The following is an 11854-nucleotide window of genomic DNA, read 5'->3' on the forward strand; positions in this document are numbered from 1 at the left end:
CAGCTCGAACGGAGCCTTGGCGTTCATCGGCAGCAGGGCGCCGAGGCGCACGCGGCCCGGGGTGGTCTCGTAACGCTTGACGATCTCCTGGCCGGTCTCGTCGATCTGCTTGACCCGGCAGGTGATCTTGGCGTGCAGGTGCACCTCGCCCGCGGTCAGGGCGTGTTCGACTTCCTCGATGGACGAGAAGGCCATGCCCTCACCCTTCATGCCTTCGCGCATGATGGTGGTGTAGTAGAGACCGAGGATCATGTCCTGCGACGGCACGATGATCGGGCTGCCGTTTGCAGGCGACAGCACGTTGTTCGTGGACATCATCAGGACGCGTGCCTCGAGCTGCGCTTCCAGCGACAGCGGCACGTGAACGGCCATCTGGTCACCGTCGAAGTCGGCGTTGAACGCCGAGCAGACGAGCGGGTGCAGCTGGATCGCCTTGCCCTCGATGAGCTGGGGTTCGAAGGCCTGGATACCGAGACGGTGAAGCGTGGGCGCGCGGTTCAGCAGAACCGGGTGCTCGCGGATGACCTCGTCGAGGATGTCCCAGACTTCCGGACGCTCTTTCTCGACCAGCTTCTTCGCCTGCTTCACGGTGCTCGACAGACCCTTGGCCTCGAGACGCGAATAGATGAAGGGCTTGAAGAGCTCGAGCGCCATCTTCTTCGGCAGGCCGCACTGGTGCAGCTTGAGTTCCGGACCGGTCACGATGACCGAACGGCCCGAGAAGTCGACGCGCTTGCCGAGAAGGTTCTGACGGAAGCGGCCCTGCTTGCCCTTGAGCATGTCCGAAAGCGACTTCAGCGGACGCTTGTTGGCGCCGGTGATGACGCGGCCGCGACGGCCGTTGTCGAACAGCGCGTCCACGGCTTCCTGCAGCATACGCTTTTCGTTCCGGACGATGATGTCCGGAGCGCGCAGCTCGATCAGGCGCTTGAGACGGTTGTTCCGGTTGATCACGCGACGATACAGGTCGTTGAGGTCGGAGGTCGCAAAGCGGCCGCCGTCCAGCGGAACCAGCGGACGCAGTTCCGGCGGGATGACCGGGATCACCGTGAGGATCATCCACTCGGGACGGTTGCCCGACTCGAGGAAGGATTCCACCACCTTGAGGCGTTTGATGATCTTCTTGGGCTTCAGCTCGCCGGTGGCCTCCTTGAGGTCGGCGCGCAGCTGCTCGGCCTCGGCTTCGAGGTCGATGGCCGCGAGCATCTCGCGGATCGCCTCGGCGCCGATGTTGGCGGTGAAGGCGTCCATGCCGAACTGGTCCTGAGCGTCGAGGAACTCGTCCTCGGTCAGCATCTGGCCATAGCTCAGGTCGGTGAGGCCGGGCTCGATCACCACGTAGTTCTCGAAGTAGAGAACGCGCTCGAGGTCACGCAGCGTCATGTCCAGCATGAGGCCGATGCGCGACGGCAGCGACTTCAGGAACCAGATGTGGGCGCAGGGCGCGGCCAGTTCGATGTGGCCCATGCGCTCGCGGCGCACTTTCTGCAGGGTGACCTCGACGCCGCACTTCTCGCAGACGACGCCGCGGTACTTCATGCGCTTGTACTTGCCGCAAAGGCACTCGTAGTCCTTGATCGGGCCGAAGATACGCGCGCAGAACAGGCCGTCACGCTCGGGCTTGAACGTGCGGTAGTTGATGGTTTCCGGCTTCTTGATCTCACCGTAGGACCACGAAAGGATCCGCTCGGGGGAGGCCAGCGACACCTTGATCTCGTCGAAGACCTTGGGCGGCGTGAGCGGGTTGAAGGGATTGTTCGTCAGTTCCTGGTTCATGTCGTCTTCCTAAATGACAGGGCTTGGAGAGAGGAACCGCGCGACCGCAGAGGGCCGCGCGGTGGCTGGAAGGGCCGTTATTCCTCGTCCTCCGCGTCCAGGAGTTCCATGTTCAGGCCGAGGCCGCGGACTTCCTTCACGAGCACGTTGAAGCTCTCGGGAACGCCCGCCTCGTAGTTGTCCTCGCCCTTGACGATGCTTTCGTAGACCTTGGTCCGGCCGGCCACGTCGTCCGACTTCACGGTCAGCATTTCCTGCAGGGTGTAGGCGGCGCCGTAGGCTTCCAGGGCCCAGACCTCCATCTCCCCGAAGCGCTGGCCGCCGAACTGCGCCTTACCACCCAGCGGCTGCTGCGTGACGAGCGAGTACGGTCCGGTCGAACGCGCGTGGATCTTGTCGTCGACAAGGTGGTGCAGCTTCAGCAGGTACTTCATGCCCACGGTGACGCGACGCGCGAATTCCTCGCCCGAGCGGCCGTCGAACAGGCGCGACTGGCCCGAGGTGTCGAAGCCGGCACGCGTCAGCGCGTCGTTGACGTCTGCTTCCTTGGCGCCGTCGAAGACCGGCGTCGCGATCGGAACGCCACGGGTGACGTTGCCTGCCGCTTCCACGAGGTGCTCCTCGTCCATGCCGGCGATGCCCTCTTCGTAGACATCGTCGCCATAGGCGATGCGCATCGCTTCACGCACCGGCGTCAGGTCGCCAGACCGGCGGTAGTCCTGCAGCGCCTCGTCGATCTTGATGCCGAGACCACGCGAGGCCCAGCCCATGTGCGTCTCGAGGATCTGACCGACGTTCATGCGCGACGGCACGCCCAGCGGGTTGAGGCAGAAGTCGACCGGGGTACCGTCCTCGAGGAACGGCATGTCCTCCATCGGGACAACGCGGGAAATAACGCCCTTGTTGCCGTGACGGCCGGCCATCTTGTCGCCCGGCTGCAGCTTGCGCTTCACCGCGACGAAGACCTTGACCATCTTCATCACGCCCGGCGGCAGGTCGTCGCCACGACGGACCTTCTCGACCTTGTCCTCGAAGCGGGCATCGAGCGTGCGCTTCTGCGCCTCGTACTGCTCGTGCAGGGCCTCGACGATCTGCGCGTCCTGCTCTTCGGCAAGCGCGAGCTGCCACCACTGGCCGCGGCTCAGGCTGTTGAGCAGCTCCTCGTCGATCTCCGAGTTCGGACGCACGCCCTTGGGGCCCTTCACCGAGGATCAGGTCCTTGAGACGGGCATAGATGTTGCGGTCGAGGATCGCGAGTTCGTCGTCCCGGTCACGGGCCAGACGTTCCACTTCCTCGCGCTCGATCTGCAGCGCACGTTCGTCCTTCTCGACGCCGTGACGGTTGAAGACCCGCACTTCCACGACGGTGCCGTAGTCGCCCGGCTTCACCCGCAGCGAGGTGTCGCGCACGTCCGAGGCCTTTTCGCCGAAGATGGCGCGCAGAAGCTTCTCTTCCGGCGTCATCGGGCTTTCGCCCTTCGGAGTGATCTTGCCGACAAGGATGTCGCCCGGCTCCACGTCCGCACCGATATAGACGATACCGGCTTCGTCGAGGTTGCGCAGGGCTTCCTCGCCGACGTTCGGAATGTCGCGGGTGATCTCTTCCGGCCCGAGCTTGGTGTCACGGGCGGCGACTTCGAATTCCTCGATGTGGACCGAGGTGAAGACGTCGTCACGCGCGATGCGCTCGGAGATCAGGATGGAGTCCTCGTAGTTGTAGCCGTTCCACGGCATGAAGGCCACGATGACGTTCTTGCCGAGCGCCAGTTCCCCCATGTCGGTGGACGGACCGTCCGCAACCACTTCGCCCTTCTCGACCAGCTGACCCACCTTCACCAGAGGCTTCTGGTTGATACAGGTGTTCTGGTTCGAGCGCTGGAACTTGCGCATCCGGTAGATGTCCACGCCGGCGTCGCCGAGTTCCAGGTCCTCGGTGGCCCGGATCACGATACGCTGTGCGTCCACCTGGTCGACGATGCCCGCCCGGTGCGCCTGGATGGCAGCGCCGGAGTCGATGGCGACCTTGCCCTCGATGCCGGTGCCGACCAGCGGCGCCTCGGAGCGCAGCGTCGGCACGGCCTGCCGCTGCATGTTCGCGCCCATCAGTGCGCGGTTGGCGTCGTCGTTCTCGAGGAACGGGATGAGCGAGGCACCGACCGAGACCAGCTGCTTCGGCGACACGTCGATCAGGTCCACCGACTCGCGCGGGGCGAGGGTGTAGTCGCCCGACTGGCGGGTGTTGACCATCTCGTTGACGAACTTGCCGTCATCGTCGAGCGATGCGTTGGCCTGCGCCACGGTGTGACGCATTTCTTCGGTCGCCGACATGTAGTGCACTTCGTCGGTCACCTGGCTCTCGCGCACGACGCGATAGGGGGTCTCGATGAAGCCGTACTTGTTGACGCGGGCGAAGGTGGCAAGCGAGTTGATCAGACCGATGTTCGGGCCTTCCGGCGTCTCGATCGGGCACATCCGGCCGTAGTGGGTCGGGTGCACGTCGCGAACCTCGAAGCCGGCGCGCTCACGGGTCAGACCGCCCGGTCCGAGGGCCGAGAGACGGCGCTTGTGGGTGACTTCCGACAGCGGGTTGGTCTGGTCCATGAACTGCGACAGCTGCGACGAGCCGAAGAACTCGCGCACGGCGGCAGCCGCGGGCTTCGCGTTGATCAGGTCCTGCGGCATGACGGTGTCGATCTCGACCGACGACATGCGTTCCTTGATCGCGCGCTCCATGCGGAGCAGGCCGACGCGGTACTGGTTCTCCATCAGTTCGCCGACGGAGCGGACACGACGGTTGCCGAGGTGGTCGATGTCGTCCACTTCGCCCTTGCCGTCACGCAGCTCGACCAGCGCCTTGATGCACTTGACGATGTCGTCGCGGTCCAGCGTGCGCTGGGTGTCCGGCTTCTCGAGGTTGAGACGCATGTTCATCTTCACGCGGCCCACGGCCGAGAGGTCGTAGCGCTCGCTGTCGAAGAACAGGGTGTCGAAGAGCGACGAGGCGGCCTCGACGGTCGGCGGCTCGCCCGGGCGCATGACGCGGTAGATGTCCATGAGCGCAGAGTTGCGGTCCATGTTCTTGTCTTGCGCCACCGTGTTGCGCATGTAGGCGCCGACCGTGATGTTGTCGATGTCGAGCACGGGGATCTCGGTGATGCCTGCGTCGATCAGCTCCTTGAGGGAGCCGCCGGTCACGTCACCGTCCTTGTCGACGGTCCAGGTCAGCTCGTCGCCGGCTTCCACGTAGATGGCGCCGGTGTCCTCGTTGATGATGTCCTTCGCGACGAACTTGCCGACGATCTGCTCGAAGGGCAGCAGCAGCTGCTTCACCTTGCCTTCGTCGATCAGCTTCTTGACCGCGCGCGGGGTGACCTTCTTGGTCGCCTCGGCGATGATCTCGCCGGTGTCCGCATCGACGAGGTCATAGGTCGGGCGCGTGCCGCGCACCCGCTCGGGGAAGAACTTGGTGACCCAGCCTTCACCACGACGCAGCGAATAGCTCACGGTGTTGTAGTAGGCGTCCATGATCGCCTCCTGGTCCAGCCCGAGGGCATAGAGCAGGGTCGTCACCGGCAGCTTGCGGCGACGGTCGATACGGGCGAACACGATGTCCTTGGCGTCGAATTCGAAATCGAGCCACGAGCCGCGGTAGGGAATGATGCGGCAGGCGAAGAGCAGCTTGCCCGAGCTGTGGGTCTTGCCCTTGTCGTGGTCGAAGAACACGCCCGGCGAACGGTGCATCTGGGACACGATGACGCGCTCGGTGCCGTTCACGATGAACGTACCGTTCGGGGTCATGAGCGGCATGTCGCCCATGAACACGTCCTGTTCCTTGATGTCCTTCACCGACTTGGCGCCGGTGTCCTCATCGATATCGAACACGATGAGGCGCAGGGTGACCTTCAGCGGCGCGCTGTAGGTCATGTCGCGCTGCATGCACTCCTCGACGTCGTACTTGGGCTTTTCGAGCTCGTAGTTCACGAACTCGAGCACGGCAGTCTCGTTGAAGTCCTTGATCGGGAAGACCGATTGGAACACGCCCATGATCCCTTCGCCGTCGCTCGGCTGGGGCTGGTCACCGGATTTGAGGAAGAGTTCGTAGGAGCTTTTCTGAACCTCGATGAGGTTCGGCATCTCCAGAACCTCACGAATTTTGCCGTAGTATTTGCGAAGACGTTTCTGGCCAAGGAAACTTTGCGCCATAGGTCTGTTCACCTTTCAGCTTCTCACCGGACGCGCGTGCTGTCGGGCACCAGCGGCACGTCCATCCGAGACGGCGATTCCGATCCATTCCTGGCCTCTGTCCCACCAGAGGCCTCCCGATCCTGGAACTCGCCTGAGAAAAACCCCTGATTGGCTCGCTGTCGCGAAAGGGTCTCTCTGAGACGGGTTCGGCTGAGCCCGGGAAACACCCGGACCCAGCCTGAATTTCCGATCACATGCGGTGCGGATGCACCATGCGTGATTACTTGAGCTCGACTTCTGCGCCTGCTTCTTCGAGCTGCTTCTTGATCGCTTCGGCTTCGTCCTTGGACACGCCCTCTTTGACAGCCTTGCCGCCGGCTTCCACCAGCTCTTTGGCTTCTTTGAGGCCGAGGCCGGTGATGCCGCGGACTTCCTTGATCACGTTGATCTTCTTGTCGCCAGCCGACTTGAGGATAACGTCGAACTCGGTCTTTTCCTCTTCTGCAGCAGCTTCGCCGCCGGCAGCCGGACCGGCCATCATCACTGCGCCGCCAGCTGCGGGCTCGATGCCGTACTCGTCCTTGAGGATGGTTTTCAGTTCTTGTGCTTCGAGCAGGGTCAGACCGACGATTTGCTCTGCAAGTGCTTTAAGATCAGCCATTTTGCCTTTTCCGTATCTCTAGATGTGTTCCAACGTGCGGGTAATCAACCCCACGAGTATCTCGGGTGCGCTTACGCCGCCTTTTCCTCGATCGTGGTGAGGATGGAGGCGATGTTCGAAGCAGGTGCGCCGATCGCACCGGCGATGTTCGAAGCGGGTGCGCCGATGCAGCCGACGATGGAAGCGATGAGCTCCTCGCGCGACGGCATTTTCGACACGGCTTCGACACCGGCCCGGTCAAGGGCCGTCTCACCCATTGCACCGCCAAGGATTTCAAACTTCTTGTTGTCCTTGGCGAAGTCCTCGACCACCTTGGCAGCTGCCACGGGGTCTTCGGAATAGGTGAGAACGGTCATCCCCTCCAGGTAGGACGAGATGCTCTCGCAACCCATACCCTGAAGGGCGATCTTGGCGAGCCTGTTCTTGGCGACGCGGACCTGCGTGTCGGCCGCGCGTGCGCGCGCCCGAAGATCCGTCATCTCGGCAACCGTGAGACCCTCGTAGCGGGAAACCACCACGACGCCAGAGCTTTCGAAGATCTGGCCGAGTTCCTCGACCACTTTCTCTTTCTGGGCTCTATCCACAGTTTCACTCCAATTGATGGAGGGGCGACCCCCTCCGGCTCGATCAAGCCGGGTTTCCCCGGCCAAGACAGTCCGATCGGGTCGTCGCAGCGCGTCGCCGGAACACATAGGTCCGGAACGTGTGTCTCTTCCCGTCTCGGGCAGGAATTACAGGATCGCTCCAACCCACCGTCTCGGACGAAATGAAGGGCACCCGCGAATCGCGAACGCCCTTGCAAGGCCCCTGTTACATGCTGTGCGCGGCTTTGCCAACCCGCAGCGGGAGGTTTCCCCGACGTCGCGAGCGCACAGGCCCACCTGCGCCAGGTCGGCTCGACCGGCGCCGTCGGCACCTCCATCTCGCCAGTCCGCCGAAAAACGTCCGACCGGTACGGTTATCCCGGTCCCCGCGCACGCAACCGCGGGAGTTAGTCGAGTTTCGATCCCACGGCGCCACCTCCTTCACAGGGTCGGGGCGTACCGTGAGGATGAGGTCCTTGCCCCGCGCCGACCTGACACGCACAGGATACCGGAATGCAAGCCACCGAAACACCCCCCGCAAAGTCCACCGTCATTCTCGCGCGGCTCTTCATCTCGGCGATGATGGCCTTCCTCATGACGGGCATCTTCACGGCCCTTCCGCTCGGCTTCGCGCCGGGCTGGCTCGGGATCTGGATGACGCGCTTCGCGACGGCATGGCCCACCGCCTTCGTTCTCTCCATGGGCGTCGGGCCCCTGGCCTTCTGGCTGGCGAGGCGCACACAACGCCTCACCGACATGGTCCGGGGCTGGTTGCCACCGCCTACGCTGCCTTGCAGATGGCATTGCCTCCGTCGGCATACATCGCCGATCCGGTGACGAAGGACGCGTCGTCGGACAGAAGGAAGAGCGCGGCCCGAGCGATCTCTTCGGGATCCGCCATGCGCTTCAGCGCGTGCAGCCCCGCCACCTGCGCGTGGACTGCCGGGTCGGTGCCCGCCATCTCGGTAAGGGTGCCGCCCGGCAGAAGCGCGTTGGCGCGGATACCCTCAGCACCGAGCTCAACCGCCAGCACCTGCACCAGCCCCACCAGCCCCGCCTTCGCGGCGGCATAGGCGGCCATGCCGGGCAACCCGATCCCCTGCCCCACGAAGGAGGATGTGAAGACCATCGCCCCTCCCCCGGCGCGCGGCAGCGCCGGGATCTGGTGGCGCGCGGCGACATAGGCGCTGGTGAGGTTGGTGCCGAGCACCTCGTCCCAGTCCTCCGGCGCGAGCGCCTCGAGCGGACCCCCGGGCCCGGTGATGCCCGCGTTGTTGAAGGCGCCGTGCAGCGCGCCGAACCGGTCCTCGGCAAGGCGCACGAGCCCCTCGGCGCTGGCAGCGTCGCGCACGTCGCCCGCGAGGAAGGTCGCGCGGCCTCCCGCCGTCCCGATCTCGTCGCAAAGCGCGGCGAGCCGGTCCTCGCGCCGGGCGCCAAGCACGAGGCTCGCCCCTTCCGCCGCGAAGAGACGGGCGGCGGCGGCTCCGATGCCGCTGCTCGCCCCGGTGATGATGATGGTCTTGCCCTCGAGTCGCATGATCCCGGCCTCACAATAATGAACATGGGACATGGGTTAGCGCGGAGGGGCAGACGCGCGCGACCCGGATCATGAGCATTGCGACGGGGCACGCGAGGGCGGAGCCACAAGAGCCCCGGAACAGGACGCGGAAAAGCAGAAGGGCGGACCCGCAGGCCCGCCCTTCAGAAAGTGACGTCGTGATGAAGATCACTCGGCGGTGGCGGTCGCCACGTCGAGGGTCACGCCCGGGCCCATGGTCGAGCTGAGCGAGATCTTCTTCATGTAGGTGCCCTTGGCGCCGGTCGGCTTGGCCTTGGCAACCGCGCCGATGAACGCCTTGACGTTCTCGACCAGCTTGGCCTCGTCGAAGGAGACCTTGCCGACGCCTGCGTGGACCACACCGCCCTTTTCAGCGCGGAACTGGACCTGGCCACCCTTGGCGTCCTTGACAGCCTGGGCGACGTCCATGGTCACGGTGCCGACCTTGGGGTTCGGCATCAGGTTGCGCGGGCCGAGGATCTTGCCGAGACGGCCGACGATCGGCATCATGTCCGGGGTCGCGATGCAGCGGTCGAACTCGATGGTGCCGGACTGGATGGTTTCCATCAGGTCCTCTGCACCGACGATGTCCGCGCCGGCGGCCTGGGCTTCTTCAGCCTTCGGGCCACGTGCGAACACGGCGACGCGCATGGTCTTGCCGGTGCCGTTCGGCAGGCCGATCACGCCACGGACCATCTGGTCTGCGTGACGGGTGTCGACGCCGAGGTTCAACGCGATCTCGACGGTCTCGTCGAACTTGGCGTTTGCGTTCGCCTTGATCAGCGACACGGCCTCTTCGATCGAGATGTCTTCCTTGCCGGCGAAAGCTTCGCGGGCGGCGCGGGTGCGTTTTCCGAGCTTTGCCATCTTACTTCACCTCGATGCCCATGGACTTGGCCGAGCCAAGGATGATCTGCATTGCCGCTTCCACGTCGTTCGCGCTGAGGTCCTTCATCTTGGCCTCTGCGATCTCGCGGACCTGAGCAACGGTGACCGACGCCACGGTCTCACGACCGGGCTTCTCGGCGCCGCGCGGACGGTTGCGCTTGCCGACCGGCTTCAGGCCGGCTGCCTTCTTCAGGTAGTAAGACGCGGGGGGCGTCTTGATGTCCATGGTGAAGGACTTGTCCTGATAGTAGGTGATCACGGTCGGGCACGGCGCGCCGGGCTCCATTTCCTGCGTCTTGGCGTTGAACGCCTTGCAGAATTCCATGATGTTGATGCCGCGCTGACCCAGGGCGGGGCCCACGGGCGGCGACGGGTTGGCTTTGCCTGCAGGGATCTGCAGCTTCATCTTGCCGGCGAGCTTCTTGGCCATCGGCGTATCTCCTGTTCCATCTCCCCGCGCGACGCGTCGCCGGGGCGTTCATGTGGCGTGGTATGGTCCGGATCCCGCGAGACCCTCGCCTTCCACGTGGACTGCCGCTCCGGTACGAGACCGGGGACGACAGAGCGGCGCCTTACAGCGGAGCCGGGCGGAATGCAAGCGATTCCCCCCGATCCGGGCGCTTCTCCCGCCCCTGCCTGCCGGAGAACGGCGGCGTGGGGCGGGACACGAAAAAGGCCGGGCAGAGGCCCGGCCCTTTCGAAAGACTTGGGTCCCGGTCAGCCCTGCTTGCTGACCTGGGTGAATTCCAGCTCGACCGGGGTCTCGCGACCGAAGATCGACACCGACACGCGCAGGCGCTGGTTGTCGTCGTCGACCCCCTCGACCATGCCGTCGAAGCCCTCGAACGGACCATCGTTGACCTTGACGCGCTCGCCGATCTCGAAGTGGATGAGCGTGCGCGGCGCATCCTCGGTCTCCTGGACGCGGCCGAGGATCGCCTCGACCTCGGCGTCGCGCATGGGCATCGGACGCCCCTGCGGACCGAGGAACCCGGTGACGCGGTTGATCGAGTTCACGAGGTGATAGCCCTGATCGGACATCTCCATGTGCACGAGCACGTAGCCCGGCATGAAACGACGCTCGGTCGTCACCTTTTTGCCGCGGCGCACCTCGATGACTTCCTCGGTCGGGACGAGTACTTCGTCGATCTGCTCCTGCAGCCCCTGCTCTTCAACAGATTGCCGGATCTGCTCTGCGATCTTCTTCTCGAAGTTCGACAGAACGCTGACCGAATACCACCGCTTCGCCATCTGGCCCCTCTCGAGTTCTTCCGCCGACAGTCGCGCCGGCATCGTCCTGCCCCAAACAAAAACCGGCGTGCAACTCGAATCGCTACACGCCCGCCTGAGGTAAGTTCCGTGTCCCTATCGCCCTCCCCCCGCGATTTCAAGGGGACGGCAGGCATTTCGCGCCCGGACCTATCCGAAGATCGACAGAAGCCCCTGCAGGCCGCTGCGGATCAGGATGTCGACGAGAGCGAAGAACGTGGCCGTCAGCGCCGCCATGATGAAGACGGTGACCGTCGTCAGGATCACTTCGCGCCGGGTCGGCCAGACGATCTTGCCGATCTCGGAGCGGGTCTGCTGGATGAACTGAATGGGATTGGCCATTTCGGCTCGCTTTCGGTTTCCGTGCGGGTTTCGGGGCATATACGCAGAAGGCCCGGCGCTGGCAAGCCTCGGGCGGCCGACACTCTGTAACGGGCCCGGATGACGCTGCGCCCACCGGGACCCTTCCACCACCTCACACTCCGTTCACCACAACGCGACCCGGGATCACGAAACTCTGTCCAAATGGGCGCTCTGCGCGATGCAACCACCCGCCGAGCTTCTGCGTTCGCGCGCGCGGTGAGTTAAAACCTCTTGTGGTCAAGGGCTTGCCGGGGGTCCGGACCGACAATTCAGGCCGGGAACCAATCCGCTCGGCTGGCTGTTGTGTGGCCAGAAGCGCAGAGCACTTACGGCACTGCACACAAGGATCGATAGAAAAATCGATAATAGAAAGACGGAAAGGACTTACCCATGAAACGCTTTCTGACCATCACCGCCCTCTCGACTGTCATCGCCACCAGCGCATTCGCCGCGAGCGAAGCCGAGATGACGGCGATCAGCACCTACTACCCCGACGCCAACTATGAGACCCTGACTGATCAGCAGGTCGCCGAGATGTTCGCCATTGCCAACAGCGGCAAGGACGACACC

The 11854-nt window shown here is 64.2% G+C and carries 9 protein-coding genes and 2 pseudogenes; 2 read left to right on the plus strand and 9 right to left on the minus strand.

Annotation, left to right across the window (positions count from 1 at the left end; genetic code table 11):
- The 4 genes and pseudogenes from rpoC to rplJ form a co-directional block, all read right to left on the minus strand.
- A partial coding sequence (gene rpoC / locus HC022_RS11315) for a DNA-directed RNA polymerase subunit beta' (RefSeq protein ID WP_167452495.1) occupies positions 1–1776 on the minus strand: 1776 nt, incomplete at its 3' end.
- A gap of 77 nt (positions 1777–1853) precedes the next feature.
- Positions 1854–5979, minus strand: a pseudogene (gene rpoB, locus HC022_RS11320) (DNA-directed RNA polymerase subunit beta).
- Between the two features lie 262 nt (positions 5980–6241).
- Positions 6242–6622 carry a 50S ribosomal protein L7/L12 gene (rplL, locus tag HC022_RS11325; protein WP_008883137.1) on the minus strand — a complete coding sequence of 127 codons (381 nt, stop codon included), beginning with the start codon at positions 6620–6622 and terminating at the stop codon, positions 6242–6244.
- Positions 6623–6693: 71 nt separating this feature from the next.
- Positions 6694–7206, minus strand: a complete 513-nt coding sequence (gene rplJ, locus HC022_RS11330; RefSeq protein ID WP_040383661.1) for a 50S ribosomal protein L10 — start codon at positions 7204–7206, stop codon at positions 6694–6696.
- 513 nt (positions 7207–7719) lie between these two features.
- Between rplJ and HC022_RS11335 the strand changes: the two genes are divergently transcribed.
- Positions 7720–8043 carry a DUF2798 domain-containing protein gene (locus HC022_RS11335; RefSeq protein ID WP_303049062.1) on the plus strand — a complete coding sequence of 108 codons (324 nt, stop codon included), beginning with the start codon at positions 7720–7722 and terminating at the stop codon, positions 8041–8043.
- Here the strand turns inward: HC022_RS11335 and HC022_RS11340 are convergent.
- From HC022_RS11340 to secE, 5 genes are all read right to left on the minus strand, one after another.
- The gene (locus tag HC022_RS11340) at positions 7988–8743 is read right to left on the minus strand and encodes an SDR family oxidoreductase (protein ID WP_167452496.1); all 756 of its coding nucleotides are present in this window, start codon (positions 8741–8743) and stop codon (positions 7988–7990) included. The genes HC022_RS11335 and HC022_RS11340 overlap by 56 nt on opposite strands.
- 189 nt (positions 8744–8932) lie before the next feature.
- Positions 8933–9631, minus strand: a complete 699-nt coding sequence (gene rplA, locus HC022_RS11345; RefSeq protein ID WP_008883359.1) for a 50S ribosomal protein L1 — start codon at positions 9629–9631, stop codon at positions 8933–8935.
- 1 nt (position 9632) lies between these two features.
- Positions 9633–10082, minus strand: coding sequence for a 50S ribosomal protein L11 (rplK, locus tag HC022_RS11350; RefSeq protein WP_008883376.1), 450 nt, complete (start codon positions 10080–10082; stop codon positions 9633–9635).
- Positions 10083–10369: 287 nt separating this feature from the next.
- Positions 10370–10903, minus strand: a complete 534-nt coding sequence (gene nusG / locus HC022_RS11355) for a transcription termination/antitermination protein NusG (RefSeq protein ID WP_040383763.1) — start codon at positions 10901–10903, stop codon at positions 10370–10372.
- 168 nt (positions 10904–11071) lie between these two features.
- Positions 11072–11263, minus strand: coding sequence for a preprotein translocase subunit SecE (secE, locus tag HC022_RS11360; protein WP_008883198.1), 192 nt, complete (start codon positions 11261–11263; stop codon positions 11072–11074).
- Between the two features lie 411 nt (positions 11264–11674).
- Here secE and HC022_RS11365 point away from each other — a divergent pair.
- Positions 11675–11854: pseudogene (locus tag HC022_RS11365) on the plus strand (hypothetical protein); the annotation flags it as partial.

Origin of the sequence: Salipiger sp. HF18 (assembly GCF_011806505.1) — a bacterium.
Lineage (GTDB): Bacteria > Pseudomonadota > Alphaproteobacteria > Rhodobacterales > Rhodobacteraceae > Salipiger > Salipiger thiooxidans.

Coding starts and splice junctions, on each gene's coding strand:
- HC022_RS11335 (WP_303049062.1), top strand. CDS start 7,720: ATGCAAGCCACCGAAACACCCCCCGCAAAGTCCACCGTCATTCTCGCG.
- rplA (WP_008883359.1), bottom strand. CDS start 9,631: ATGGCAAAGCTCGGAAAACGCACCCGCGCCGCCCGCGAAGCTTTCGCC.
- rplK (WP_008883376.1), bottom strand. CDS start 10,082: ATGGCCAAGAAGCTCGCCGGCAAGATGAAGCTGCAGATCCCTGCAGGC.
- HC022_RS11340 (WP_167452496.1), bottom strand. CDS start 8,743: ATGCGACTCGAGGGCAAGACCATCATCATCACCGGGGCGAGCAGCGGC.
- secE (WP_008883198.1), bottom strand. CDS start 11,263: ATGGCCAATCCCATTCAGTTCATCCAGCAGACCCGCTCCGAGATCGGC.
- nusG (WP_040383763.1), bottom strand. CDS start 10,903: ATGGCGAAGCGGTGGTATTCGGTCAGCGTTCTGTCGAACTTCGAGAAG.
- rplL (WP_008883137.1), bottom strand. CDS start 6,622: ATGGCTGATCTTAAAGCACTTGCAGAGCAAATCGTCGGTCTGACCCTG.